22 protein-coding genes and 1 pseudogene are annotated in these 25,404 nt (G+C 59.3%); 10 read left to right on the top strand and 13 right to left on the bottom strand.

All coding sequences use genetic code 11. From position 1 onward, the window contains the following. Positions 1 to 74 precede the first annotated feature (74 nt). Positions 75 to 662 (bottom strand): DUF2585 domain-containing protein, encoded by a 588-nt coding sequence (locus RLW55_RS14715; protein WP_423414574.1) that lies wholly within the window; start codon positions 660 to 662, stop codon positions 75 to 77. A gap of 207 nt (positions 663 to 869) precedes the next feature. Continuing rightward, positions 870 to 1,169 (bottom strand): annotated as a pseudogene (locus tag RLW55_RS14710) (LysR substrate-binding domain-containing protein); the annotation flags it as partial. Between the two features lie 417 nt (positions 1,170 to 1,586). On the opposite strand from RLW55_RS14710, the gene RLW55_RS14705 reads away from it, so the two are divergent. Next, on the top strand, positions 1,587 to 4,064 hold the full coding sequence (locus RLW55_RS14705; RefSeq protein WP_423414573.1) for an arylsulfatase: 2,478 nt from the start codon (positions 1,587 to 1,589) through the stop codon (positions 4,062 to 4,064). Between the two features lie 90 nt (positions 4,065 to 4,154). On the opposite strand, the gene RLW55_RS14700 is transcribed toward RLW55_RS14705, so the two are convergent. Beyond that, entirely contained in the window at positions 4,155 to 5,045 is an 891-nt protein-coding gene (locus tag RLW55_RS14700) for a hypothetical protein (protein WP_423414572.1), read from the bottom strand. A gap of 340 nt (positions 5,046 to 5,385) precedes the next feature. Further along, the gene (locus RLW55_RS14695) at positions 5,386 to 5,697 is read right to left on the bottom strand and encodes a hypothetical protein (RefSeq protein WP_423414571.1); all 312 of its coding nucleotides are present in this window, start codon (positions 5,695 to 5,697) and stop codon (positions 5,386 to 5,388) included. 487 nt (positions 5,698 to 6,184) lie between these two features. Between RLW55_RS14695 and RLW55_RS14690 the strand changes: the two genes are divergently transcribed. From RLW55_RS14690 to msrA, 3 genes are all read left to right on the top strand, one after another. After that, on the top strand, positions 6,185 to 6,667 hold the full coding sequence (locus tag RLW55_RS14690; RefSeq protein WP_423414570.1) for a hypothetical protein: 483 nt from the start codon (positions 6,185 to 6,187) through the stop codon (positions 6,665 to 6,667). A 210-nt stretch (positions 6,668 to 6,877) separates the two neighbouring features. Then, positions 6,878 to 7,426 carry a BPSL1445 family SYLF domain-containing lipoprotein gene (locus tag RLW55_RS14685; RefSeq protein ID WP_423414569.1) on the top strand — a complete coding sequence of 183 codons (549 nt, stop codon included), beginning with the start codon at positions 6,878 to 6,880 and terminating at the stop codon, positions 7,424 to 7,426. A gap of 175 nt (positions 7,427 to 7,601) precedes the next feature. Next, positions 7,602 to 8,345, top strand: coding sequence for a peptide-methionine (S)-S-oxide reductase MsrA (msrA, locus tag RLW55_RS14680; protein ID WP_423414568.1), 744 nt, complete (start codon positions 7,602 to 7,604; stop codon positions 8,343 to 8,345). A 23-nt stretch (positions 8,346 to 8,368) separates the two neighbouring features. Here the strand turns inward: msrA and RLW55_RS14675 are convergent, their stop codons facing one another. The 4 genes from RLW55_RS14675 to RLW55_RS14660 form a co-directional block, all read right to left on the bottom strand. Further along, positions 8,369 to 8,761, bottom strand: a complete 393-nt coding sequence (locus RLW55_RS14675) for an ester cyclase (protein WP_414462835.1) — start codon at positions 8,759 to 8,761, stop codon at positions 8,369 to 8,371. Positions 8,762 to 8,774: 13 nt separating this feature from the next. Beyond that, positions 8,775 to 9,953, bottom strand: coding sequence for a decarboxylase (locus RLW55_RS14670; protein WP_013947930.1), 1,179 nt, complete (start codon positions 9,951 to 9,953; stop codon positions 8,775 to 8,777). Positions 9,954 to 10,230: 277 nt separating this feature from the next. Continuing rightward, a complete protein-coding gene (locus tag RLW55_RS14665) occupies positions 10,231 to 12,570 on the bottom strand; it encodes a DUF4384 domain-containing protein (protein ID WP_423414567.1) in 2,340 nt (779 codons plus the stop codon). A gap of 578 nt (positions 12,571 to 13,148) precedes the next feature. After that, entirely contained in the window at positions 13,149 to 14,408 is a 1,260-nt protein-coding gene (locus RLW55_RS14660) for a threonine ammonia-lyase (protein WP_423414566.1), read from the bottom strand. Positions 14,409 to 14,561: 153 nt separating this feature from the next. Here RLW55_RS14660 and RLW55_RS14655 point away from each other — a divergent pair, with 153 nt between their 5' ends. Together RLW55_RS14655 and RLW55_RS14650 are read left to right on the top strand one after the other, a co-directional pair. After that, on the top strand, positions 14,562 to 15,242 hold the full coding sequence (locus tag RLW55_RS14655; protein WP_409560051.1) for a hypothetical protein: 681 nt from the start codon (positions 14,562 to 14,564) through the stop codon (positions 15,240 to 15,242). A 124-nt stretch (positions 15,243 to 15,366) separates the two neighbouring features. Next, positions 15,367 to 16,248 (top strand): NAD(P)-dependent oxidoreductase, encoded by an 882-nt coding sequence (locus RLW55_RS14650; RefSeq protein WP_423414565.1) that lies wholly within the window; start codon positions 15,367 to 15,369, stop codon positions 16,246 to 16,248. Positions 16,249 to 16,259: 11 nt separating this feature from the next. Here RLW55_RS14650 and RLW55_RS14645 read toward each other — a convergent pair whose 3' ends face one another. From RLW55_RS14645 to RLW55_RS14635, 3 genes are all read right to left on the bottom strand, one after another. Beyond that, the gene (locus tag RLW55_RS14645) at positions 16,260 to 16,760 is read right to left on the bottom strand and encodes an Lrp/AsnC family transcriptional regulator (RefSeq protein WP_409560053.1); all 501 of its coding nucleotides are present in this window, start codon (positions 16,758 to 16,760) and stop codon (positions 16,260 to 16,262) included. Positions 16,761 to 16,886: 126 nt separating this feature from the next. Further along, on the bottom strand, positions 16,887 to 17,498 hold the full coding sequence (locus RLW55_RS14640) for a glutathione S-transferase (RefSeq protein WP_423414564.1): 612 nt from the start codon (positions 17,496 to 17,498) through the stop codon (positions 16,887 to 16,889). A 3-nt stretch (positions 17,499 to 17,501) separates the two neighbouring features. After that, the gene (locus tag RLW55_RS14635; RefSeq protein ID WP_423414563.1) at positions 17,502 to 18,065 is read right to left on the bottom strand and encodes a thermonuclease family protein; all 564 of its coding nucleotides are present in this window, start codon (positions 18,063 to 18,065) and stop codon (positions 17,502 to 17,504) included. Positions 18,066 to 18,216: 151 nt separating this feature from the next. Here RLW55_RS14635 and RLW55_RS14630 point away from each other — a divergent pair, with 151 nt between their 5' ends. The 4 genes from RLW55_RS14630 (at position 18,217) to RLW55_RS14615 (ending at position 22,825) form a co-directional block, all read left to right on the top strand. Continuing rightward, a complete protein-coding gene (locus tag RLW55_RS14630) occupies positions 18,217 to 19,863 on the top strand; it encodes a sensor histidine kinase (RefSeq protein WP_414462839.1) in 1,647 nt (548 codons plus the stop codon). 31 nt (positions 19,864 to 19,894) lie between these two features. Beyond that, on the top strand, positions 19,895 to 20,593 hold the full coding sequence (locus RLW55_RS14625) for a retropepsin-like aspartic protease family protein (RefSeq protein ID WP_409560057.1): 699 nt from the start codon (positions 19,895 to 19,897) through the stop codon (positions 20,591 to 20,593). Between the two features lie 48 nt (positions 20,594 to 20,641). After that, complete coding sequence (locus RLW55_RS14620) at positions 20,642 to 21,211, top strand: retropepsin-like aspartic protease family protein (RefSeq protein WP_423414562.1); 570 nt, start codon at positions 20,642 to 20,644, stop codon at positions 21,209 to 21,211. Between the two features lie 108 nt (positions 21,212 to 21,319). After that, the gene (locus tag RLW55_RS14615; protein ID WP_423414561.1) at positions 21,320 to 22,825 is read left to right on the top strand and encodes a phosphomannomutase/phosphoglucomutase; all 1,506 of its coding nucleotides are present in this window, start codon (positions 21,320 to 21,322) and stop codon (positions 22,823 to 22,825) included. A gap of 86 nt (positions 22,826 to 22,911) precedes the next feature. Here RLW55_RS14615 and RLW55_RS14610 read toward each other — a convergent pair whose 3' ends face one another. Further along, the gene (locus RLW55_RS14610) at positions 22,912 to 23,739 is read right to left on the bottom strand and encodes a sulfite exporter TauE/SafE family protein (protein WP_409560060.1); all 828 of its coding nucleotides are present in this window, start codon (positions 23,737 to 23,739) and stop codon (positions 22,912 to 22,914) included. Between the two features lie 9 nt (positions 23,740 to 23,748). Continuing rightward, entirely contained in the window at positions 23,749 to 24,753 is a 1,005-nt protein-coding gene (dusA, locus tag RLW55_RS14605; protein ID WP_414462843.1) for a tRNA dihydrouridine(20/20a) synthase DusA, read from the bottom strand. Between the last annotated feature and the right edge of the window lie 651 nt (positions 24,754 to 25,404).

Genomic DNA, 25,404 nt, shown 5'->3' with positions numbered 1-25,404 from the left:
GGGTTAGAAAAGCGTAAAGGCTAGGCCTGCCGCACGCGGGATACATGTTCATCTCTCGACCGCGCTTGCGCGCGTCATCGAGGCGCTGCTGCCTGCCACGCTTTGATCGCGTCGATCGGGTGGATCAGCATGATGATGTTAAGAACCAGATTGTCCCTGATGGCGTAGGCCATAAGCGCTTCGCTGGCGATGCCCAGCAAGACGGTCACCGCAACCGGCAAGCGGGCGGCAATGGCGAAACCGATGGCCATGGCCGCGATGTCGGACATGGAGTTGACGATGCTGTCGCCATAATAATCGAATGAAAATGTCGCTGTTCGATAGCGATCGATGATGAAGGATGAGTTTTCCAAAACCTCCCAAAGCGATTCAACAGCAACTGCCGCAAGGAATCGTTGCGGTATGCTCCAGCGCGGCACGACAAGCCACAGCACAAAATAGAAAAGATAGCCGTGGACAATGTGCGTGAAGGTATACCAATCGGCCAGGTGTTGCGAATTCTCCGAGCTTTGGACTGCCCCGTGCCAAAGCTTGATCGTGCCGCACGTGCAAATCGGCACACGGCCCATGGCGTATTCAGCGACCGCTGCGCCAAGCACAATCAGAAGAGCAAAACCATATAGTGGTGGCGCCGACACGCGCGTAGAGCTTCCAAAGGCCATCCGCGATCCTCCCCACCCCAATTGCGCTTAGCGCTCCTCTTGGCCTTCGTCTACGCCCAGGCATGACGAAAGCGGTCTTCGTCAACTAGCGGGCGTGCTCCGCTACACGTCGCGATCACTGACGAATTTGCAGTCGACCTCTGCTAATGGGATGAAGCCACTCGATGTCTGCGGTTGCGAAGCGGTAGCGGATCATTTGACATCGCTTTAGACGTGGCTCTCGTTGATGCGCGAGACAATGTCGCTGAGCCGCGAAAGAAAGAGCTGCAAAACCGGCGAGCGGTTGGCCTTGTTGTAGCCGACCACGAGATCGATCATTTCGCCTTCGCCTTCGATCGGACGGCTGGTCACGGATGACCAGGTCAAGAAGTCCTTCGCATATCTTGGTAGTAGCGTTACCGCCCGAGTGGACGCCACCAACGACATCGCCATCCTAAGATTGTCGATCTTCTGTTCGCTTTTGATGGATAGCCCGTGCTTGGCGAAGAAATCGTCCATCACTTGGCGAACACCGGCGGTCGATTGAGCTAGATCAAATTATTACTGCTCAGTGTAAATACAATCACCTTTGCCTGAGATCCCTCGCTCGGGCCAAGATGCTCCGCTCCCCCCGTGCGAGCATCCGAGCGGCGCCAAGTGAGCCTCCCCCGGTCTTCACAAACCTTGGCGCCGCTCGAACTCCTTCAGCATTTTCGATGCGAATACCCGCTGGTCCGCCGATCGCCTACGAGCAGACTGATCCGCCTCTTCCGCCAGGGGCAAAAAGCAGACCGTCAGAACGTGATTCAAATAGGCCCAGTACGCACGAACGTACTTTGAAAAACAACGTATACGAACGAATTCGCATCGTGACGTTGACTCTCCTCGATGCTCGCGAGACGAAAAGAAATTGAAAAAAGCGTCTTTCCAGATGGGAGACACGCCATGAAAGCTGTTCTCGGAACCGTTGGCCTTACATTTGTTTTTGGCATCTCGCCAGCTTCGTCACAGCAGATTACCGGCACACCCGGTTCACCCAACACCACCACGACAATAGATGGAAGGCAGCTGCCGCCAGCGCCCCCCAAATTTGGCGGGGTCATCAATGAGACCGCCCCTGACTCCAAGCCGTGGTGGCCGCCGCGAGTTGTGCCTCCCAAGGGCGCACCGAACGTGCTTCTGATAATGACCGATGACTCGGGGTATGGAGTTCCGAGCACATTCGGCGGTGTGATACCTACGCCGTCTCTCGATCGCATCGCCAAATCGGGTTTGCGCTACACACAATTCCACTCGACCGCCCTCTGCTCTCCGTCACGTGCGGCGCTGATTACCGGTCGCAATCACCACTCCGTCGGGTTCGGTCAGATTGGTGAGATGGCGACTGGCTATCCAGGTTACGATTCCATCATCGGACCCGAGAACGCGACCATCGGCCGGATATTGTCAGACAACGGCTACGCGACATCGTGGTTCGGTAAAAATCACAACACGCCCTCATTCCAGTACAGCGTGGCCGGCCCATTCGACCAATGGCCGAGCGGCATGGGCTTCCAGTATTTCTACGGTTTCATGGGGGGCGAGTCCGATCAGTGGACTCCTTACCTCTTCCGCGATCACACTCCTGTTTATCCATGGCTCGACAAGCCTGGATACAACTTCGTCCGCGACATGGCGGATGATGCCATTCGGCACATCAAGGAGCTGAATGCCTCTGCTCCGGAAAAGCCGTTCTTCGTTTATTACGTCCCTGGCGCAACTCATGACCCGCATCAGCCGACCAAGGAGTGGATCGACAAGATCAGCGCCATGCACCTCTTCGACAATGGTTGGGAACATTTGCGCGAGCAGATCTTTGCGAACCAGAAGCGGCTTGGCGTAGTCCCGGCGAACACACAGTTGACCCCGTGGCCGGACGAGTTGCCGAAGTGGGACTCGCTCTCGGAGATCCAGAAGAAGATCGTGATCCGTGAGGCCGACGTCTTTGCCGCCTACACAGCCTATAGCGACCATGAGATTGGCCGCGTGATACAGGCGGTCCAAGATATCGGCAAACTCGATAACACGCTGATCATCTACATCAACGGCGATAACGGCACGAGCGCCGAGGGCACTATGATGGGCACGCCCAACTGGATGACCGCGGCTAATGGCGTGCTGAAGTTGCCGGAACTTGAATACCTCCGCTATTACGAGTCGTGGGGATCGGACGAAACGTATCCGCATATGGCTGTCCCGTGGGCGTGGGCATTCGATACGCCATTCAAATGGGTCAAGCAAATCGCATCGCATTTCGGAGGCACGCGCCAGGGAATGGCTATTTCCTGGCCGGGCCACATCACAGATGTTGGCGGCATCCGCACGCAGTTCCATCATATGATTGATATTGTGCCGACCATCCTTGACGCAGCCGGAATCCAACCGCCCGAGATGGTCGACGGCATCAAGCAGAAGCCGATCGAAGGTGTCAGCGTGGCCTACACCTTTGATAAGGCGAATGCGAATACGAAGTCGAAGCGGGATACCCAGTACTTCGAAATGTTTGCCAACCGCGGCATTTATCACGACGGCTGGTATGCCTGCACGACGCCACCGACCCCGCCGTGGCTCCTTGGGACGAAACCACTGCCACCGGTCGAGCAATACAAATGGGAACTGTACAATGTTGCTGATGACTTCTCGCAGGCTAACGATCTTGCCGCGAAGGAGCCGGAGAAACTCCAGGAGCTGCAAGCGCTGTTTCTCACCGAAGCGAAGAAATACCAGGTTCTGCCGCTCGACAACTCGGTGTTGCCGCGGCTGCTGACGCCGCGTCCGAGTGCGACCGCTGGCCGATCCATCTTCACATATGAAGGAGAAAACGTAGGCATCCCGGTCGGTAATGCGCCGAGCCTTCTGAATCGCGATTATACGATCACTGCTGACGTGACTATTCTCGAAGGTGGTTCCGACGGCATGATCACGACGATGGGCGGTCGCTTTGGTGGCTATGGGCTCTACCTGCTCAATGGCAAGCCGGTCTTCGTCTACAACATGCTCAACTTGAAGCGCTATCGCTGGGAAGGCGGAATCGGAGCCGAGGACTGGTTAGCGGGATCCCCACTCGCACCCGGCAAGCACACGATCGTGTTCGATTTCAAATACGACGGTCCCGGTCTCGGCAAGGGTGGAACAGGTGTGCTCTCCGTCGATAGCAGGGAACTGTCGAAGCAGAAGGTCGAACACACAATTCCGTTCTTGATGGCGCTCGATGAGTCACTAGACATCGGTATGGACACCCGCACGCCAGTTGATAGCAGCTACAAACTTCCTTTCCGGTTTACCGGCAGAATTGACAAGCTGACCTACAAAATTGGACCGGAGCAGTTGTCCCAAGAGGACCACAAGACGATGGAAGAGGAAAATGCGAAGGCGAAGGATTAGGGTCCCTCCCCGATCTTTGCCGCTGTCGGCGTAGGTATGAGGAGTTGGGGGCGTTAAGCCCCTCGATCGAGCGCAAAAGCCGTTCTTGCGCTAGAAATGCAGCGTTGTGCCGACGACAGGGCCCTGTTGAAGCACATTGTATTCATATCTCGATGTCCCAGAGCCCTGCGAGTAGTCAACCGAAAGGGCTCTGTATCCGACGTAGCCGTCAAGCACATGACCATCGAGAATGCACATCTGCCAATTGTAAGTCGCAAGCACCTGCCAAGAGAAATCACTGCCCACGCCGAAGCCACCGAAATCCGCACGAACGTCGAGTTCCTCTCCGGGGCCGATCTTGTTCCGAAGACGCGCTCCGACGAACGGATCAACCCAGTTGACCGAACCTGATTTTGCAAACCAACGGCCATTTTCAAACTCGAGGCCGGCAACATTCAGGGTCGTCACGGAATCGGCGGAAACCACGCTGTCCTGATGCCAATAGCGAGCGCCGGCCAACACGTCGAATACGGAGGTTCCCATAAGCACAGGATTGCGACCCTGCCAAATCTCATAAGCGCCGCCGGCCTCGACCGTCACTTGCGTGTAATCAGCTGAGATATGGCCTGAGAACGTGGCGTGCTCCCCGTCCTTCGCGAAACCTTTCGAACCGCTGAAGCTCGCATAAACGATATCGTTGAAGAGTCCGACCGGGCCGCGGCGAGCTTCGGCATAGCTCATCCACGCTGGTAGTGTAGACCAGTCCAAATGCCCCAACAGATCGCTCGGGTCGACACTGACGTCGAACGACCGCCCTTTGATCACCGTATTACCTGATAGCCAAGGAATCCAGCCGTAGGTCGTGAAGATGACGGACCAATTTCCGTCCTCAGTTGTCGGCGAAGATCCATGCGATAGCTCCGCACCACCAGCCGAAACAGCCGATCCAACGACAGTGCAGGAAGCAATAATTAGTACCGCGGCTTTGAGGCGATGTTTCATCTGGAAGCCCTCATGAAGAGCGTGGTCCCGCGACTCGAATTTAGCACCAGTTTCCTTTGTTGGCCGTGACCGTGGGACAACATAAATCCGTCGACTGCTTATTTTGTTTTGAACCGGATTTATGATCTGAAGATGCAGTTATTGTGCGCTTCCTTGGGGTCGAGCTAACCTTCGGGAGGCAAACGAAAGTCTCGAAAATGAGCCGGATCACAGCAGTTCCAGAGCTCGTCACGGCAATCATCCTATCTCGGCGGCCTGATGCACTGAAACTCATTGCGGATCTGGTCTGCGGCTGCAGCGCTCATCGAATTTGGGCGCGTGCGGACGGTATTGGGATCGGTTAATGGGCACGCAGGTAGGCTATGCGCTCACATATCGACTGCAATCGGCAATCCCAAACGTGCTCGCGGTGAAAACGTCTTAGACCACGGCCGTCAACACCGCTTTGAGCAATTCTGCGCAGTGCTGCGACCTGAGTCCTGAAAATAACTCGGCCTATATCGTCGAAAGATCGCGCACGATTGGCGAAGGCCCATGCACGGATGAGGCGAGCACGGACTTGATTTGCGGGAATATTCGCCTGCTGAAGAATTTGCTCGGCATTCTCCATCCATGGTTGAAGATCAGGGTCGTTATCGACGACATCGGCCAAAGCCGCTTCCGCGACATCTGGAGCGGCAACCACCTGCCCAGGTTCCTGTTCTTGAAAATCGATGTCTCCAAAGCGACGAACGCGTTGGCTAACGTTTCACGAGCGCGGTCGAAAGGTCCCAGACGGCGCGCCTAAAAGAGCAGCAAAGACAAAACAACGAGCGGCCAAGAAAGAGAATTTGCGCCTGCAAATAGACGGCTGAAAAAATCTACAATGGCATCGATCGATTGCATCGACCTCTCCGCGCAACTCTACCGACACCTCAGCAGTCGCGCGTAAGGAGCGGAACAACAACACGGGGATTTCAACAGTCAAACTTGAGACGAGGTGGCGCTGGAGAACAGCAATTCAATCTCTTTTCCAAATTGGTTCAATTGGACCAATGCGTTGGATTTATAGGTCCGGACTATCGATCTTTGGTTCATGGCCGGAGCGACGCCGCAGGGTGTGACCGTTCCGGGAGATGAACGAATGAAGGAATAGTCTCATGGCTTTCGCATCCCTGTTGAACGATCGCTTTCCTCGCCAAGCTGAGATTTGGCTCCCTCAAAGGCCCCGCCCGTTCACCGCCTCGCATGTGCCGACGGCCGAAGCCGTGCCGAGCTATGACCTCTCCGTGCATCCGGCACCTGTCGTCATCGGCCTCGCCTCCTGCGCCTGGTTCCTGGTTTTGAGCTGGACGTGTTTTGGCGCGTTCGACCTCCGCACCGGTCTGGCTGTTGTCATCGTGACGATCATCTCGGCGATGTATCTCGGCGGTATTACTCTCGGCGCCTATAATTCCAACAGCGCCGCGAACGACCGCGCAGCCGGGCAGCGTCGCAGCTTCCGCCAGTTTCTCCACGGCCGAGTCGACATCGCGACGGGCCTCGTGAGCGGACGCGAGGCCATGCTTCAGATCGCGCTCCTTCCGGTCAGTCTGGCTGTCGGTGCAACAGCTATGGCGCTGATTTGGCTGACGATCCGATAGCCTTCCATCCCAAGGACGCGGGCCTCATCGTATGGTGGCCCGCCCTTCCCCCAATACTCGCCTCGCCGGAAAATCAGCATCCGGCATTTGTGTTTGCTGCCGAACACCGTTAATCGCCGACTTAATCCGCGGGCCGAATTTTTGGCCTGCAAGCGAAATTCGGCCATGAAGCGCAGGCAAGCGTCGGTCGGGGCACGAGGGAGACACAAAATGTTCATCAGACACCTTAGCGTGGCGCTTGTCGCGTGGTTCGCGCTCGTCGCGGCGTCGCCGGCAAGCCACGCAGAATCGGGACCAGAGATCGACGCCGGTGTGCATGAGACCATGCAGCGATTTTTCCGCCAAGTCGGCGGCGCGCGCGAGCTAGCGCACAAGGCTGTCGGTATTTTGGTGTTTCCGTCCGTCGTGAAGGCGGGCTTCGGCATCGGCGGAGAATATGGCGAAGGCGCGCTGCTGATCGGCGGGCGCACCGCCGGTTATTACAATACCGTTTCGGGCTCGTTCGGCTTTCAGATCGGTGTGCAGGCGCGATCGGTCATCATCGCGTTCATGACACCCGAGGCGCTGCGCCAGTTTCGCAAAACCGCGGGATGGAAGGTCGGCGCAGACGCTTCAGTGGCAATCATCACGGTCGGCGTCGGCGGATCAATCGACACCAACAAGATCACGAGCCCGGTCGTCGGCTTCATCCTCGACCCCAAGGGGCTCATGTATAATTTGACGCTCGAAGGGTCGAAGATCTCGCGCATATCGCGCTAACGCAATTTATCTCGCGTCGCCTCGGCCGCTTTCTAAAGCCGCCGAGGCGCATTCCGCGTGCAAGCGGTAAGGTTCAACAAGACGTTACCGCGGACGCTCGCGTAACGGATTGCGCACGGCAGACGTAGGCATTGGAGTGTGTGGAAGCACACGACCAATCCCCCCGGAGACGTCCATGGCAATCCAGTTCAAATCTCTTTTGCGGTCCGACCGCATTTTCTTTTCAATCGTCACCGTTGCGGCTGTCGTCTTTGTTCTGAGTACGGTCGGCGGCGTAGGCGTCGATGCGGAGGAAGGCACGCGCGTGCCGCCGCCCGCCATCGATGAGCCCGCGCCTCAAAGCGCGCATCTTGAAACGGCTGTGCTGGCAGGCGGCTGCTTCTGGGGCGTTCAGGGCGTGTTCCAGCACGTTGCCGGCGTGAAAAACGCGGTCTCCGGATATACCGGCGGCGACGCGCAGGATGCGCACTATCAGATCGTCGGCACGGGCGCGACGGGTCATGCGGAATCCGTGCAAGTGACGTTCGATCCGCAGAAAATCAGCTACGGTAAGCTGCTGCAGATCTATTTCTCGGTGGCGCACGATCCGACCGAACTCAACCGTCAAGGGCCGGATTCAGGCACGCAGTATCGCTCGACGATTTTTCCGATGACGGCGGAACAGGCGAATGTCGCGAAGGCTTACATCGCACAGCTGGACAAGGCGCATATCTTCCCGGACAAGATCGCCACGACGGTGGAGCCCGGCCGCACGTTCTTTCCGGCCGAGAACTATCATCAGAATTTTCTGACGCTGAATCCAAACTATCCGTACATCGTAATCAACGACCTGCCGAAGGTCGCCAATCTGAAGCGGCTGTTCCCGGAGAACTATCGGGCCGAGCCGAAGTTGGTCGCGCTCGCGAAGGCGTCGAACTAAGGTCACGCGATTGCGTAAGAGGCTCAGACTTTGATCTGAGCCTCAATCGCAGCTTTATCTACGACCGACCAGACGTGCTGGATCTTCGCGTTCTGAAATTCGTAGATAACGTTCTCGGTGAACGACACCCTCCGGCCATTGACGGTGAGCCCGAGAAAACTGCCTTTTGGCGTGCAATCAAAGCCCAGACGGCTTGCAACAAAGGGCGGTTCGCAAACCATCAGCAGAATGTGAAATCGGAGGTCGGGAATTTCCGAGACGTCGCGCTCCAGCATTTCTCGATAGCCGGAAAGTCTCAGCGGCTTGCCGTTGCGCGTGACGTCGTCGGCAACGAATGCAGTTAGCCGGTCCCAGTCCCGATTATTCAGGCACGCAATGTACTCGCGGTAGATATCCGCGATGTTGTCGCTTTCCATGCCTAACCGACTATCAGGCGTTGCGCGCGATCGGTTCGAGATCTTCCGTGTAGATCGAATACATCGGCTCATCCTGCAGGATGACGTCGATGTATTCGCCGTATCCATTAAAGCGCGTGCCCATGGCGCGGGCATAGGCGCCGAGATTACCGATCTCGATGTAATCACCTTCGCGAACCGAAGCGGGCAGCATGAACGGCCCCTTCATGTGGTCGATGGAATCGCACGTCGGTCCCCAGAACTCGAACGGCTCCAGCGGCTCGTTCGGATCGAGGCCCGGACGAATGAGGCGAACCGGGAAAACGAAGCCCAGATGCGCGCTGTCGAAGAGCGCACCATAAGAACCGTCGTTGATGAAAAGCTGGTTGCCCGGTTTGCGCAGATCGACTTTCACGATCAGGCTTTCGGCTTCGGCGACGAGCGCTCGGCCGGGCTCGCAGATCAAGCGGCAATCCTCGGTCACGGGCATCTTCGCCATCGACGCTTTAATGACTTCGATGAAGTCGGACAGCCGCGCGGGCACGCTATCGGTGTAGCGTGACGGGAAACCGCCGCCGATATCGATCGCGTCGACCACGACGCCAGCCTTAACGATGTGCTTCTTCACTTCCTCGAACGCCATCGCGTAGGCGTCGGGCGTCGTCGTCTGCGAGCCGACATGGAAGGTGATACCGAGTTCGTCGGCGACCTGGCGCGCCTTGACGAGCAGGCGCTGCGCCTTCTGGCCGGAGATACCGAACTTGTGCTCCAGCGGCACGCGGCTGTTCTTGGCCGGAACCGAGACGCGCACGAACAGCTCAAGGTCTTTCGCCCCGTCCGTCTCTTCGATGATCTTCTGCAGCTCGTCTTCAGTGTCGAGCGCGAAGCATTTGATATCGTAATCGAAGTAGGCGCGGCGAATGGCGTAGCGCGACTTCACCGGATGCATGAAGTGCAGGCGCACGCCGGGGATCGTTGCGGCGTCCTCAAGCTCGGCGACAGAGGCGACGTCGAACTGCTTGATACCCGCACCGTAAAGCGCGCCGAGAAGAAAGACGGAGCTGTTCGCCTTGTAAGCGTAAGCGACCTCGCCCGGAAAGTTGTTGATGAACCACCGAGCGGCACGGCCCGCAGCGTGGGGACGCGCGGCGAAGACCGGAAGATCCGGCTTCATCTCGGTCACCATTTCAAGGGCGGTGGCAAACTTCTCCATCGCGAAAGAACCTCCTGAGGAAGCGCTATCCGGTTTCGCGCGCGGCAGCCGAGCGATGTCGGCTCTGGACACAATGTTGAAGGGGTGCATTTAGGTACCTCGGCTCCCTCTGTAAAGCCTTTCCGAACCCAAACGCTTTTTAGGGTTGTCGGATTCTCTCCCGAACGCGAGTGGCGGGATGCGATTGGCCTACGGAGCGATGCGTTTCGGCACCTACCGTTTGCGACAGTTTTATGAAGCGCCTTGTTTTCAGGCATTTGGCGCCGCGTTCGAGACGTCAGCGAAGGCCGAGGATGAGGACTGCGCGGCCGTCGCGTAGTGGCCGATCCGTCACGATGTCGGGCCGCGGTGGCTCGATGCGCTCGCCCTGAGCTTCGCGGCGGCTGATGGCGCCAGCCCGGGCGATACGGGCGCGCTCGGCCTTTTCCGGGTTGGCGCGCATCTCCCAGTCGGTGACGAGCGTGTCGCGAATGAAGTTTTCCCAGTTACCGAGTACCGTGAAGCGCTGATGCACGAAGTCGTGCTCAATGCCGACCGGCGGCGTAGCGCTGGTCGAGCAGCGACCTAGAATCGTCTCGCTGCCCGCTGCTTTATAGCGAAGCTGGAACGGTGCATCGGCCGGTGGGACGCTCACTGGCTTTCCGGCCTTGATCAGATTGTCGTGCTGGAAATCGCTCGGAAACAGCACGGTCCCAACGCCCTCGGCATCGACGCTGATGATTGTCAGGTAGCAGTCGTTGTCAGCTTCGGCCTTGATCGTCACGAGGTCTCCGGGAACCGGGCGTGGCTTATCGAGCCACATGCTGAGCCCAATGTCTGTCTTTACTTCGCGCAGAAACCCCGCGGATGCCGTCTGCTTCGGCTTGTCTATGCCTTTGAGCAGCGAAAACAGTCGTTCGAGCTGCGCGCGCGACAGCACGCCGTGCAGAAGGCGGCGGGCGAGCGGCGCGGCTTGGCCTTTGGCGTTTGAAAGCTCTTTCAGGAAGTCTGTGCGCTCGAGGCCCGTCTCGGACAGCGCAACCTCAAAATCGGCGCCTTCGCGATAGCGGCGAGCAAGACCCGAAACCATCTCTTCGCCGTGAATTTGAAGGTTGAGATCGACGCCGACCGATTTGGCGGCGGCGCGGAAGCGATCCGTGCCGCCAAGCATCAGGAGCATGTTTTCGCTGTCCGTGCCAAACAACGGCAGCGCCGTGCGGCGATCGGCTGGCATCGGTGCGGATGAGATATCGACCGGACCAGCAGGCCTGAAATCATCCTTGGCTTTGACCAATCCTTCGGTATGGCACGCAAAGCAATCGGTGCCGGCCGTCGTTGTCGGCTCAACGGCGTTGGCCTCATCGCCCGCGTATGGCTTCTCAATGCCCGGCAGCACCCGATCGATGCGGTTGCCCGACGCATCGTAGAGCGCGAACGCATAAAAGCCGTTGGGTAGCGCGAACAGCGCGCGGACTTCATCCGCCTTGAAGGGAGCCGCGGCGCTGGTTGCGGATTTGGGGCCCAATGGGTGATCGAAAACGTTCTGGTCGCTGGTACTGGTTGCAAAGTCGTAGACCAGCCACAGTCCCGCATGATCGCCGGGGTGGCGTTCGATCAAACGATTGCCGCGCGTCACTGCGCTCTCGCGAACGGCAATGCGGCGGACGGATCCAGCACGAATATCGTCGTCGATCTTCGCACCGTTCATGGCGGCAAGAGAGGATAGTTTCTGCGGGATGCCGAGAAGACTGTAATAAAGCGGCGTTTCGCCTGCGGCAGCGGCAAGCCAATCGCCGTTGACGATGACCGCTTTCGTCTGCGCGGTTTTTAAAATGTCCGGCGCGACGGCGTGAACGAGTGCAGGCGGATAGGCGTCTTGGATCATCGCCCAGCGCGCCGCGTCCCAGCCGAAATCTGGAAGCCGGAACGACAGCACCGTTCCAGCGGCATCGAGCGGCGTCAGCTTCATGGGTTCGGGCGCCCAGGAGAGCGCGTTCATCAGTTTGTTCAGCGCGGCCGCATATGCCGCCATTTCGTCCGGTGTCGCGCACGCGTTGTAGAGGTGGGCGAGAGAAATGAAGCGGACGTCCTTGCCCTGCTCGCGTTCCAGACGCTGGGCGTCCCGCATCAGCTTGTCGAGGTCGGTAAGGCTGATCGGCCGTCGCGACGGACACGTTTGAGCGGTATCGGGAAGATCCTTCACCCAGCGACGAAGGGCGAGAATGTCGTCCGGCTGCGGTTCCACCGCCGCGTTGGCGCCGATAAAAACATCGAGTGGGGCGTGACGCGTTTCCAGAACGTCGTACAGACGCGAAGCGTCGGGGAAACCGGGCTTCACCAAAATGGAATCGCGCGCCAGATCGTCGATATCGAGAATATTCGCGAGGCCGCCTGACGCCAGCGGGCGTTCAAGCTTGCCCGTCTGATGGCAGCGCGCGCAGTAGGTATCGAGGATGCTATAGGCCTTCGCCGCGAGCGGCTCTTCGGGGCGCGACGGCACGGCAGACGATGCGGACGACGAGGCTGGCGCCGACGCGGCTTGCGGGTCCGCCGCAACGGCACCGAGCGCGCCGAAACAGGCGAAAGTCAGCAGGCCTACCAACAGCCGCGCATAAAACATCACGTCTTCGAATTGCACGTCGTCTCTCGTGTTTCGTCTTCCAGGCCCAAGACCGTCTCTGGCCGCTGTATCTTCGCGCATCCCTAAAGCGGAGGCGCGGCTGTAACGTGGCGACCGGCGGTCCGTCTCCCAATCTATTGGAATGCCAAATCGGAGCGCGGGTTTACGCCTTGTTTACAGGCGTAAACAGTTCGTTAATTCGATCGTATAGTGATTAGTCATCGCAAGACTTCAAAATCGACCGCCTCGTAAAAGTCGGTTACAAGAAGCTTACTTCAATAGATTGAAGGCGGGCTTGTGCGATGGATCTCAAGGCAGCCAGTGATCAAAACTCCACGGTCGATCGTTTAACGCGTGCCGGTATGGCGATTTGTTTTCTGGCAAGCTGCGGACTTCTGATTGGCGCGCTCATTTTCAATAAGCTTCAAGACGATACCAAGTTGAAATTTCCGCTCCCCGTCCAGTTCACTTCGAGGTAGCCGCAATATTTTCGATGCCTCGTCAATTTCGATCCGACTCTTCCCCGATCCAACGATCCACTTAGGGCCCTCCGCAAAAGCCGAGGGCCCATCTTTTTGCGCGTTGTTTTCTGACGGTCAGGGCGCTCCGGCGCCGGTCGAACTCTTCACCATCACCGAATAGCCCGCCTCTTTGAGGCCCGTCACGACCAGATCGAGATGGGCGCGATCGCGCGTTTCGATGACAAGGTGAAGCTCGGTGCCTTTCGCCGGAACGTCAGTGAAGACGCGCTGATGATAAACCTCGACGACGTTGGCGCCAACACCACCGATCACGCCCGCGACTTTGGCAAGCTGGCCGGGCCGGTCGGGAAGGTCGATGGCAAGGCGTGACAGGCGGCCGTCACGGGCAAGCTCGCGCGTCAGAACGCTGGCCAGCAGCCGCGTGTCGATGTTGCCGCCGCAGAGAACCAGACCGATCTTGCGGCCCTTATAAAGCCTATTCGCGCCGATCAGCGCGGCGAGCCCGGCGGCGCCTGCGCCCTCGACGACCGTCTTCTCGATCGTGATCAGTAGTGACACGGCGCGTTCGAGATCGGCTTCTGAGACGAGCAGAATGTCGTCGACCAGGGCTTCGACAATCTCTTGCGTCAGGCTGCCCGGCGTCTTGACGGCGATGCCTTCCGCGAGGGTATCGCCGCCGACGGGCAACGAGGCATGTTTCACGGCGTTGAGCATTGAGGGGTAGAGCTGCGCCTCGACGCCGATGATCTTGATCTTTGGATTGATCGCCTTCGCGGCGACAGCCATGCCCGAGATCAATCCGCCGCCGCCGATCGGCACGATCAGCACATCGAGATCTGGCGCGACCGCCAGCATCTCGACCGCAACCGTTCCCTGCCCCGCAATCACGGCCGGATCATTGAACGGATGAACGAAGGCCATGCCGCGTTCGGCCCCATAGGCGACGGCGAAGGCGTAGGATTCTTCCAGCGTCTGACCTTCGAGAATGACTTCGGCCCCATGGCTGCGGGTGTTCTCGACCTTGATGGTGGGCGTCGAAGCCGGCATCACGATTGTCGCCGGGATGCCGAGACGGTGGGCGTGATAGGCCACACCCTGGGCGTGATTTCCGGCCGACATGGCGATCACGCCATTTTGCCGCTCGACGTCCGACAGCGACAGGAGCTTGTTTAAGGCCCCCCTCTCCTTGTAGGACGCGGTGAACTGCAAGTTCTCGAACTTCAGCCAGATTTCGGCGTTGAGAAGGGTGCTGAGGGTTCGGCTTGGCTCGAAGCGCGTCGGAACGACGGCCCCGCGGATCGCCTCTGCCGCGCGGACCACATCGCCATAGGTTACGGATAGGGGCCGGGAATCAAGTTTCGCCAAATTTGTCATTATCGTCCGGGGGGTTTAATGGAAGGTCTTTCCTTAGCATATTGCTCGGCAGCGCGGCGCTACCAGCTTTTGGCCCGTTGCCATTCAGCATTTGCTCAGGCCCGTGCATCTACCGGCGATAACTTCCACCGATTCGCCGTCCGGAGAACGTAAATGGCCCGTCTGCCCCTGAAGTCGATTGCCGCGGTGGCGGCCCTGCTTGTGGGCTTTGCCCTGCCTGCAAGTGCGCAGACGTTCGAATACACGCCCTACAGGGGTGTCAACAATACCGGCGGCCAGCCGACCGACCCGCCGCCGGACAGCTACACGCCGAACCATCAGAGTTCGCCTCCCGGCGTCGGAGGTGCGGCGGCGCCTCCCTACCAAGCTGGCGAATCTGATGCCTATCAGAGCAGCGGCAATGCACCCGCGCCTACCGGTGACGCCTATTCGTCTCCGCGGGGCCACTACTCACCCTCCCAAGACGTCTTTTCGCCTGCCCAGAACGGTGGTGGATCGCCTTCACCGTCAGTTCAACCGCCGCGCGGCGTGGGCGGACCGCCGATTCAAGATGTCGGCACCATGCCGCGGATCGAAGTCCAAGCCTCGGCCCCCGACGACGGTGTGCCCTTGAGCGTTCGGCAGGATGATGCCCGTCGGGCTGCAATCCAGGGCTGGCGCAGCAAGGTTGCCGACCGTTATGGCCCGGAATTCTCCGAGTGGCGTTCTGCTGTGGGAAAGAACGTCGATTGCCACAAGGACCGGCGCAACGGCGTCATCTGCATCGCGAGCGCCCAGCCGGTGCGCGGATTTGACCGCAGTAACCCGTGGGCCGCTCAGAATCGCCGCTACTAGCGGTCTCTTCGCAATATCAGTCGCGCAGACGCCGGGACAATGGCAGTTGATCCCGGCGTTGCTTTTTGTCATCAGCCGCCGTGGTCGGGTGAGACGCACGGCGACGTGGAACAGGAACGGACAAATGGCGAAGGTGGCTTGGCTCGGTCTCGGCGTCATGGGCTATCCCATGGCGGGGCATCTGAAGACGCGCGGCGGCCATGATGTCGTCGTCTACAATCGGACTGCCGCCAAAGCCCAGAAATGGCAGCAGCAGTTCGGCGGCACAGTCGCTGCGACACCAGCCGAAGCCGCGCGTGGCTGCGAGGTGGTGTTTGCGTGCGTCGGCAATGACGACGACCTGCGCAGCGTCACGACCGGCCCAGACGGTGCTTTTCAGTCCATGAGCGCGGGCACGATTTTCGTCGATCACACGACGGCGTCGGCCAAGGTCGCGCGGGAGCTGTCGGCGGCCGCACAGTCCGGCGGCTTCGCATTTCTCGACTGTCCCGTTTCGGGCGGCCAGGCGGGCGCCGAAAACGGCGTGCTGACCGTCATGGCTGGCGGCGACAAAACCGCATTCGAGAAGGCTGAGCCGCTGATCACCTGTTTCGCGCGCGCGGTCCGGCTCATGGGACCTTCCGGATCAGGGCAGCTTGCCAAGATGTGCAACCAGATCGCGATCGCAGGACTCGTCCAGGGGCTGGCGGAATCGATCCATTTCGCCGAGTGCGCCGGGCTGGATGTGACGGCGCTGATCGAGACGATCTCTAAGGGCGCGGCGCAATCGTGGCAGATGGACAACCGTTGGAAGACCATGCACGAGCGCAAATTCGACTTCGGTTTCGCCGTAGACTGGATGCGTAAGGATCTCGCCATCTGTTTCGATGAAGCAGAATCGAACGGCGCCGATCTGGCGGTGGCGAAAATCGTCGACGGTTTCTATGCGGACGTTCAGGCCCACGGCGGGAGCCGCTGGGATACATCGAGTCTGATCGCGCGCCTCAAACCCAAAACGTCGGACTGACGGCTAGGCTCTTACGCTTCGGCGCGCTCACTCTTTCCCGAACGCTCGGTGATCGCGAACTGCAGCGGAAGGGCTGTCGTGTATTTGATCTGCTCCATCGCGAAGGCCGACGACACCTTGGCGATATCGACGCGCGAGATCAGCTTTTTGTAGAAGGCATCGTAGGCCGCGATGTCGGGCACCGCGACGCGAAGCAGATAGTCGATCTCGCCGGACATGCGATAGAACTCGACGACCTCGGGAAATTCCGCGACGGCAGAGTGAAATTTTTCCAGCCAGTTGAGCGAGTGCTTGTCTGTCTTGATCGAGACGAACACCATGACGCCGGCGTTCACCTGTTGCGCATCGAGAATGGCGACCCGGCGCTGGATGACGCCCGACTCTTCGAGCTTCTGCACACGCCGCCAGCAGGGCGTCGTCGAGAGGCCGACTTCCTTGCCGATGTCAGCAACGGGGCGCGTGCAATCCTGCTGCAGAATGCGCAGGATTTTAACGTCCATTTCGTCGAGCATCGGCACCGCCCTGGCCAGGAGAACAACATTTTACGCTTTCGCGTCGCTTTTTGAGATTATTATTCTGTATATGCCGTGTGTCAACGTGGTGATTGGTAATATTTTCCACATATCGACCGATGAGCGTCAAGCTTTTGCGCTCGGCCGGGCTGAAACCTCTCCGTGCCAACGCGTGACGTTGGCAAACGCATCTGGTCTGCCGAGGCGCGCGGGCCGCATGAAATCGACGGCGACGAGCGCCGTGATATCGGCGATCGTATAATCGTCTCCGGCGATAAAGCGGCTGTCGGCAAGGCGGGCATCGAGGCGGCCAAGTTCGAATGCAACTTTCTCTTTATTGGCCTCCCCCCACTCCGCGACCTGGGGCACTTCGAGATGGGCCATTTTCGGATGAAGGTGGCGAAAAACGCTGAACACAGCGCTCGACAAACCTAGCTCGACGCGCCGGGTCCACATCTCGACTTCGGCCTTGCCGATGGCACCCACGCCGAACAGCGGCGGCTCAGGCTTTATCTCCTCGAAATAACGGCAGATTGCGATGGTCTCAGAAATCGTCCGCCCGTCATCGAAAACCAGAACCGGAACGCGATGCCAGGGATTGAGCTTAGCAAAGTCGCCGCTTTTGAGGTCTTCGGTCATCATATCGCGCTCCTCGCGTGGAACAACGATGCCCTTCTCGGCGAGGAATATATTTACGCGTCTCGGGCTCGGAGCGGCGTGTGTCTCGATGATGTGCATGGTTCACCTGTCATCCCCGGAGGCGTGCTCGCGACGCCAATCGCGCGGCTCTTCAAAAGCTCCGACCCAAAGTCCTCTTCGCTCGGCACGCGCGACGGCCTGCTCGTCCCAGTACGCGCCATAGGCGACCGCCATGCCGGAGGCGATCATTTGTGCATTGAGATCGCGACCGCCGGCCGTGCAGCGACCCAGCATTCGGCCGTAGACGTCGCGTTCTTCGATGGCGCAGGTGACCTCATCATCGCCAATGGCGCGGACCAGTTCGTCCCGCGCCGCCGCCCCGCAATCCCAGCGCGTGCCGTTTTTCTCGCAGCCTTGCCGCCATTCTGGTGCGTCTATGCCTTTGAGGCGCACCTCTTCTTTGCCGACCCATAGGCTGTCGCCGTCGATAGGATCTCCATAGCCGGTGACCGTTGGCGGAAAGGGATCGGCCGCGTCGGCACGGTGCCACCGCGTATTCCAGTGCCGGGGCGCACCAACGATAACTGCGGCAAACAAAGTTAAAACCAGCGCAAGCTTAATAAAGGATGCCCAGTTTCGCCGTCTCCAGCGTCGCCAACGCCCCATTTGCGGCTTCCTTCGCTCTGGTTGTGTAGCCTCCTTTTTCGACCGGCGAAGGAGACCTTTAAGGCTTGCTTTAACGAATTGCCGCCAATTTACGAACTGCGCCCGGCATGAGCACGCGCAAATTCATGGAATGGGAATAACGGCTCGCGGGATGGACGACAACGTTCAGAGTGTCGAAGCAACGGCTGTCGACGCAGCGCCCTCTATGCGGCAGACCCAATCTCGGAATGACCTCAGGTCTTTCCGGGAAAAGCTCACGCATGGCACCGTCAATAAGCCGGAATTCGAATACGAACTGCTTACGATGTTTGCGCGTAACGAGACCAGCGCGCCCTTCGCCATGCCGGCGTTGTGCTTCATCTTCTACATCACTTCGATGTTCTGGGCGTCCTTCACGGAGGCGACGACCTGGATCGCGATCGTGTCGATCTCGCGCGTCTATATGCTCGATCAGTGCCGGCGGCTGCTCTCCATTCCGCGCACCGAGGTGAATGTCGGACAGTGGCGCCGTCATTTCGTCCGCATCGAACTCGTCAACGGCTTTGCGCTCGCGGCGTTCGCGCTGATCGGCATGTCGATCCATGGTGGCGGCGGGCACCACCTTATGTCGCCCGCGACGTTCTCATCGCATGTGTTTATTTTCGCGACGCTGATGGTCGTGCTGGCGATCCGTATGACGTTTGCATCAACGCTACCACAACTCTTTCTCGCGGGCACCGTGCCGATGACGGTTGCGGTTGCGGCGCGTCTCTTCTCCCTTGGCGATCCGTTCTATTTTGCCCTCGGTTCGATGGCGATCGGCATCCACGTCTTTTTCGTCTATCTGGCGCGCGGGCTGCACTCGACGGCGCTGGCGATGGTCGAATACCGGGCGGAAAAGGACGGCTTGATCTCGGAACTCGAAGAAGCCACCGCCATCTCGGACGAAGCCCGGCGCCGCGCCGAAGCCGCGAACAAGGCGAAGTCCCGCTTCCTTGCCACGATGAGCCACGAGCTTCGCACGCCGCTGAATGCCATCATGGGCTTTTCGGAAGTCATGGAGCGCGAACTGCTCGGCCCCATCGGCAACGACGTCTATCGGGATTACGCTCACAACATCTACAAGAGCGGCGACCACTTGCTCTGCATCATCAACGAAATTCTCGACCTCTCGCGGATCGAGGCCGGGCGCTACGATCTAAGCGAAGAACCGATCCGCCTGACCGATATTGCCGAGGATTGTCAGCGACTGGTGAAGATCAAGGCCGATTCAAAAGCGCTGATGATCGTCGAAGATTTCACCCCGGACGTATCGCAGGTGTGGGCCGACCCGCGCGCGATGCGCCAGATTTGCCTCAATCTGCTGTCGAACGCGCTGAAGTTTACGCCGAAGGGCGGCCGCATCACGCTGATCGTCGGAAATACCCAGGATGGGGGCCAGTTCCTGACGGTGGCCGACACCGGACCCGGCATTCCGAAGAACGAGATCCCGCGCGTCCTGCAGGCATTCGGCCAGGGCTCGCTTGCGCACGAAACCGCCGAAGGCGGCACCGGCCTCGGGCTTTCCATCGTGCAGAACCTGATCCATCTGCATGGCGGCACGTTCGACTTGCAGTCAGAGTTGCGCAAGGGCACCGAAGTGACCGTAACGATACCGCCTCAGCGCGTTCTCAATCCGCTATCGCCGCTGCAGCCAGTGGGACAGGAACGTCACCGCGATACCGGCGCGCCGCGGCAGCCGCGGCAACCGCGGATGCGCCCATCGTCTTCATCGTTCGGTTCCGATGCACCGATGCGGGTGGCCGGAGAGGCGCGCTAATCACCATCTTCTCACTCAACAAGGCCGGGGCATGCTGATCTTTCTGCTTTTCGTCGTGGTCGTCGGGCTCGCCGGAGTGCTGGGCGCGTCGATGCTTGGCGGGTTCAATTTCGATGCGATTCCGAACCTCCCGGTTGCAGCGTCCGTCATCGGCATTCTGCTGGCGCTCTACATCGCCACGCTTCTGAGCCATCGCGGCGAACGGCGGCTCGCCGTCTGGCCGACGCTGGCGGCTTGCATCGCGGGTGGGGTGCTCGTCATGGGTGCTTTCAACAAGGACGTGGCGTTCTCGCTTGCCGATGTCATGACCTTTGCGCGACACGCAAACGACAGCGCGTTACCGACGCCGCGGGATGCTTCGGCGTCCGTCCTGCTTCGTCGTGCAGACGACGGCGGCTTTCTGGCCAATTCGGAGATCAACGGCGCGGCGCTGACGGCACGCATCGATACCGGCGCGGCGACCGTCATCCTCAAGCAATCGGATGCCGAAAAGGCCGGCATCGATATCGGCACCCTCGCCTACGATACCCCGCTCAGGACCGCCAACGGCACGAGCTATCTGGCGCCGGTGCGTCTCAAATCCGTCCGCATCGGGCCGCTCGTCATGAATGATGTCGAGGGCCTGGTGGCGAAGGCTGGAACTCTTAACGAAACCCTTCTCGGTTCCAGTTTTTTAAGACGTCTCGGGTCATATCAAGTGGCAGGCAATTTCGCGACGCTTCGGCAATAGCTGGGCCCGAAGTCAAGGGTTCGCGGCGCTGTTGAAAGGGCAATGGAAATGTCGTCGGCCACGGCCAGTCTTTTCGCGTCCTTCGCCATCGCGGCTGTTGGCGCGGTTGGACTTGCCTATACCCTGACACATCCTGGCATCGTCGCCGGTATCATGGACCGGCTACATCCGGCACCTATGGTTGCCGATCAGACAGATACGGCACCCTCCCCCGCTTTGGATGTACCAGTCGTTGCCTCGCATGCTTCCAACTCGGTGACGCTGCCTGCTGGTCAATATGGCCACTTTCTGACGGAGGCCGAAATCAACGGCCGGGAAATCGGCGTGATGGTGGATACGGGCGCGTCTCTCGTTGCATTGACCTATGACGATGCCGCCAGAGCCGGAATTTTCGTGAAACCGTCGGATTTCACACATACGGCTCAAACAGCGAACGGCATTGCACGTGTCGCGCCAGTCACGATTTCACGCATCGAAATCGGCGATATCACTGTGCGAAACGTCAAAGGCGTGGTGTCGGAACGAGGTGCTTCCGAACGCACGCTTCTGGGCATGTCGTTTTTGGGGCGGCTGTCGCGCGTCGAGATGCGCGGTGACAAACTCGAGCTTGAAGAGTGACTATTCCACTATTCCGCCCAGAACATTGCTGATAGAGCGGCCGTCGGAACCACGCGCATGCCAAAGCGCGTTAAGGTCCCCGAATGAACCACGTTCGAGGAGAACCTCATGCTACCGAAGCCACGCGCTGACCTGAAGCCCAACACCGCCGACTTCGAGCGCCTTCCGCTCGTCAAGCCGACCGGCTTCCGCGAATACGACGCGCGCTGGCTCTACCCGCAGGAAATCAACCTGATGGGCCTCAATGCCGTCGGGCTCGGCATGGCGACGCTGTTTGCGCGCCGAGGCGTGCCGAAACGCATCGTCGTCGGCCACGACTACCGCTCGTACTCCGCCGCGGTGAAGCAGGCGCTGATGACCGGCCTGCTCGCCGGCGGATGCGAGGTGCATGACATCGGCCTCGCGCTGTCGCCGATGGCCTACTTCGCGCAGTTCGAACTCGACGTCGAAGGCGTCGCAATGGTGACGGCAAGCCATAACGATAATGGCTGGACCGGCATCAAGATGGGATTGTCGCGGCCGCTGACGTTCGGACCCGACGATATGTCCGAATTGAAGTCGATCGTTCTCAACGGTGAGTTCGAAGCCAAGACCGGCGGGCGCTATATCTTCGTTTCCGATCTTGCCGAGCGCTATATCAAGGCGCTGACCAATCGCCCGAAGCTGAAGCGCCGCTTGAAGGTCGTCGCGGCTTGCGGCAACGGCACTGCGGGCGCCTTTGCACCGCAAGTGCTGGAAGCGATCGGCTGCGAAGTCGTGCCCCTCAACACCGATCTCGACTACACCTTCCCGAACCACAATCCGAACCCCGAAGACATGAAGATGCTTCATGCGGTCTCTGCAAAGGTTCTCGAAACCGGCGCGGATGTCGGCTTGGCCTTCGACGGCGACGGCGACCGTTGCGGTGTTGTTGCCAACGACGGCCATGAAATCTTCGCGGACAAGGTCGGCGTGATGCTGGCGCGCGATATTTCGGCGATCCACAAGAAGGCAAAGTTTGTTGTCGACGTAAAGTCGACGGGCCTGTTCACGACCGATCCCGTGCTGATCGCTAACGGGGCGACGACGAGCTATTGGAAGACCGGCCACAGCTACATCAAGCGCTATAATTTCGAACACAAGACACTGGTCGGGTTCGAAAAGTCGGGCCACTTCTTCTTCAATGAGCCGCTTGGCCGTGGCTACGACGATGGCCTCGTTTCAGCGATCGCCGTTTGCGACATGCTCGATCGTAGTCCTGGAAAAACGGTTGCCGATCTGCGCGACGCGCTTCCTAAGACCTACGGCTCGCCGACGATGTCGCCGCATTGCGACGACGAGAAAAAGTACGGCGTCGTTGATCGGATCACCGAGCACTATACGAAGCAGAAAGAGAGCGGAGGCACGATTGCAGGCCAGGCGATCCGCGATCTCATCACCGTCAACGGCGTGCGCGTGATGCTGGAAGACGGGACGTGGGGCCTTGTCCGCGCATCATCGAATAAGCCGGAGTTGGTCGTTGTGGTCGAAAGCCCGACGTCGGAAGCTAACATGAAGGCGATCTTCAAGGACATCGACCAGCAGCTTTCGCGCTTTCCCGAAGTCGGCGAATACAATCAGAAGATAGCTGTTTAAGCGTAGCGCGCCCCGGCCGCCGGTGCGTGCATTCGCCATACATTTGCGCTGGCGGTCGGCTTCCCGCAGGGAGTCGCCAGCGCCAATCAAAAAAGCGTCCAGAGGAAACGCGAGACGACGGTCGTCAGGAAGACTGCGAACGCGAGTTCCAGTGCGCGCTTCGAGATGCCGTGCGCGAGCCTCACGCCATAGGGCGCGGCAAAGACCGCGAGCGGCGCGATCAGCAATGCGCCGAGGCTGACGTAGCCGAGCGAGAGCGGCGGTAATCCCTGCTCGCCCCAGCCTGAGATGATGTAGCCGGCGATTCCCGGAACCGCGATCACAGTACCGATGCCAGTTGCGGTTCCAACGGCTCTCAGTAACGGCATGCCATGCAGCGTGAACAGCGGCACCGTGAACGTCGCGCCGCCGATGCCCATCAGCGTCGATACCAAGCCAATCAGGAAGGCAGCGATTTCCAGCCACGGGCGACGTGGGAGCGTGTCGGCGATCTTCCAGTCGTCGCGGCCGAGATACATTTTGACGGCCAGCGCTGAGCCGAAAACCACCCATATCCAGCGCAAAACTTCGCTGCTGGCGTAGTACGCGACGACGATACCAACGCTGACCCCGAAAAAAATCCATGGCCCCATGCGCTTGACGATGCCGGTATCGACTGTACCTCTGGCCCGATATTCGGCAAACGAGCGAAATACGGTCGGCGCGATGACGCCGAGCGTCGTGCCGAGCGTGATGTGCATGCGGATGTCTTCGGAAACGCCTGCCGCGCCGAAGACTTCATAGAGGACCGGGACGAGAACGCCACCGCCGCCGATGCCGAGAAGGCCCGACAAAAATCCGGCGAGCAGCCCCGCACCGGCAAGCAGCGCCAGCAATTCAATCAGATGATGTGTCGGGACTGTTGAGAATGCCATGCGGTCGGTTCAGGCTGCATCGGGACGGTCTTGCCGTCCGAAGCCGTGCTCTGCGAGCGCGATCGCCTCGCTCAGCACCTCTGCGGTGGCGGAAGCGCTGGTTGCGCTCTCGCTCAACAGGCGGCGGAACGCGCGGCCACGCGGCTGACCGTGATAGATACCCAAAATGTGACGCGTGACGTTCGATAACCGGCCGCCCTTGGCGACGTGACGTTCGACATAGGGAAGCAGATCTGTCAATGCCTCGCCTCGCGTCGGCGGTGCGGATGCGTCGGCGAAGATGGCCCGATCGACATCCGCAAGAATATACGGGTTTTGATAAGCGGCGCGGCCGAGCATGACGCCATCGACGTGTTCGAGATGCGTCTCAGCATCGGCGATGGTTTCGATGCCGCCATTGATGATAATGGTGAGATCAGGCCGTCGCACCTTCAGCCGATACACGCGCTGATAATCGAGCGGGGGCACCTCGCGATTTTCCTTCGGCGAGAGGCCTTTCAACCAAGCCTTGCGAGCATGGACAACAAACGAGGTGCAACCGGTATCAGCGACAACGTCGATGAAGCGCGTCAGATCGGCCTCGGCATCTTGATCGTCGATGCCGATGCGGCACTTGACGGTGACGGGGACAGGCTGGCTTTCGCGCATGGCGGAGACGCACGCGGCGACAAGCTCGGGCTCTGCCATCAGGCACGCACCGAAGCGACCTTCCTGGACGCGATCCGAAGGACAGCCGACGTTGAGGTTGATCTCGTCGTATCCAAGCTCCGCACCGATCCGCGCGGCGGTCGCAAGCTTCGCCGGGTCGGAGCCGCCAAGTTGCAGAGCGATCGGGTGTTCCTCGGCGGAAAATCCGAGCAATCGTTCGCGGTCGCCGTGAATGACGGCATCAGCGGTGACCATCTCGGTGTAAAGCAGCGCACGCTTCGTCAGACGGCGGTGGAAGACGCGGCAATGCCGGTCAGTCCAATCCATCATGGGGGCCACGCAGAATCTGTGACTTATGCACTTCATATTGCTATATTTTTACGTCTAATTCCGTCCAACGTTTTATTGGAGACACCCGAAATTCACAAGGGCGGTCGGCTATCTAAATTCTGGAAGCAGTTGCAGAAATCGTATTCGGACCTACCCGCGGCAGTGTTCACGATTTGCTGAGACCATGCTTCAGATGTCGATCTTCGGCGATCTCGATATCCTCATCGACTTGGATGCTTAGCTAACGCTCGGAGCGTTCGATCTGGTGCCCCCAGCAGCAGCTTCACAGCACGAAGGTTTCCTGGTCGGAAAAAATCAGGTCCGGCTTCGTTCGGCGCAAAGAATGTGTACTTCGCGAGGCTCGCAGCCCTCTAGGCGCCCCTGGTATTGGCGCATAGTGCAGAGGGCTGAACATCTCTAAACGAGATTTGGACGTTTCGTCAGCTGATACGCGAAGGGCCATTAGGGGCGATTCAGGAATAGTACTCGAGCATCAGCCGAACTCGCCCATCTATCATCACACCTATTAGCAGAATGCGCCCGGCGGATGCACGTCAGCGGAGCGATTACTCTTGCTCCATTGAAACCGCCGTGGGTAGAGCCGGTTGACAACGGACTTCCGACACAGCTCAACTAAAAGACGCTCTGAAAACGGATTTTATGACGTTGCCTCTTTAGTCTCTCCAA

Origin of the sequence: Hyphomicrobium sp. B1 (genome assembly GCF_049532635.1) — a bacterium.
Lineage (GTDB): Bacteria > Pseudomonadota > Alphaproteobacteria > Rhizobiales > Hyphomicrobiaceae > Hyphomicrobium_B.
Note: the sequence above shows the minus strand (reverse complement) of the source record. Positions and strands in the feature narration are given on the sequence as shown.

Bases quoted from the DNA above. Each gene is read 5' to 3' on its own strand.
- RLW55_RS14715 (WP_423414574.1), bottom strand. From the start codon at position 662: ATGGCCTTTGGAAGCTCTACGCGCGTGTCGGCGCCACCACTATATGGT.
- RLW55_RS14705 (WP_423414573.1), top strand. From the start codon at position 1,587: ATGAAAGCTGTTCTCGGAACCGTTGGCCTTACATTTGTTTTTGGCATC.
- RLW55_RS14700 (WP_423414572.1), bottom strand. From the start codon at position 5,045: ATGAAACATCGCCTCAAAGCCGCGGTACTAATTATTGCTTCCTGCACT.
- RLW55_RS14690 (WP_423414570.1), top strand. From the start codon at position 6,185: ATGGCTTTCGCATCCCTGTTGAACGATCGCTTTCCTCGCCAAGCTGAG.
- RLW55_RS14685 (WP_423414569.1), top strand. From the start codon at position 6,878: ATGTTCATCAGACACCTTAGCGTGGCGCTTGTCGCGTGGTTCGCGCTC.
- msrA (WP_423414568.1), top strand. From the start codon at position 7,602: ATGGCAATCCAGTTCAAATCTCTTTTGCGGTCCGACCGCATTTTCTTT.
- RLW55_RS14675 (WP_414462835.1), bottom strand. From the start codon at position 8,761: ATGGAAAGCGACAACATCGCGGATATCTACCGCGAGTACATTGCGTGC.
- RLW55_RS14670 (WP_013947930.1), bottom strand. From the start codon at position 9,953: ATGGAGAAGTTTGCCACCGCCCTTGAAATGGTGACCGAGATGAAGCCG.
- RLW55_RS14660 (WP_423414566.1), bottom strand. From the start codon at position 14,408: ATGACAAATTTGGCGAAACTTGATTCCCGGCCCCTATCCGTAACCTAT.
- RLW55_RS14655 (WP_409560051.1), top strand. From the start codon at position 14,562: ATGGCCCGTCTGCCCCTGAAGTCGATTGCCGCGGTGGCGGCCCTGCTT.
- RLW55_RS14650 (WP_423414565.1), top strand. From the start codon at position 15,367: ATGGCGAAGGTGGCTTGGCTCGGTCTCGGCGTCATGGGCTATCCCATG.
- RLW55_RS14645 (WP_409560053.1), bottom strand. From the start codon at position 16,760: ATGCTCGACGAAATGGACGTTAAAATCCTGCGCATTCTGCAGCAGGAT.
- RLW55_RS14640 (WP_423414564.1), bottom strand. From the start codon at position 17,498: ATGCACATCATCGAGACACACGCCGCTCCGAGCCCGAGACGCGTAAAT.
- RLW55_RS14635 (WP_423414563.1), bottom strand. From the start codon at position 18,065: ATGGGGCGTTGGCGACGCTGGAGACGGCGAAACTGGGCATCCTTTATT.
- RLW55_RS14630 (WP_414462839.1), top strand. From the start codon at position 18,217: ATGGACGACAACGTTCAGAGTGTCGAAGCAACGGCTGTCGACGCAGCG.
- RLW55_RS14625 (WP_409560057.1), top strand. From the start codon at position 19,895: ATGCTGATCTTTCTGCTTTTCGTCGTGGTCGTCGGGCTCGCCGGAGTG.
- RLW55_RS14620 (WP_423414562.1), top strand. From the start codon at position 20,642: ATGTCGTCGGCCACGGCCAGTCTTTTCGCGTCCTTCGCCATCGCGGCT.
- RLW55_RS14615 (WP_423414561.1), top strand. From the start codon at position 21,320: ATGCTACCGAAGCCACGCGCTGACCTGAAGCCCAACACCGCCGACTTC.
- RLW55_RS14610 (WP_409560060.1), bottom strand. From the start codon at position 23,739: ATGGCATTCTCAACAGTCCCGACACATCATCTGATTGAATTGCTGGCG.
- dusA (WP_414462843.1), bottom strand. From the start codon at position 24,753: ATGAAGTGCATAAGTCACAGATTCTGCGTGGCCCCCATGATGGATTGG.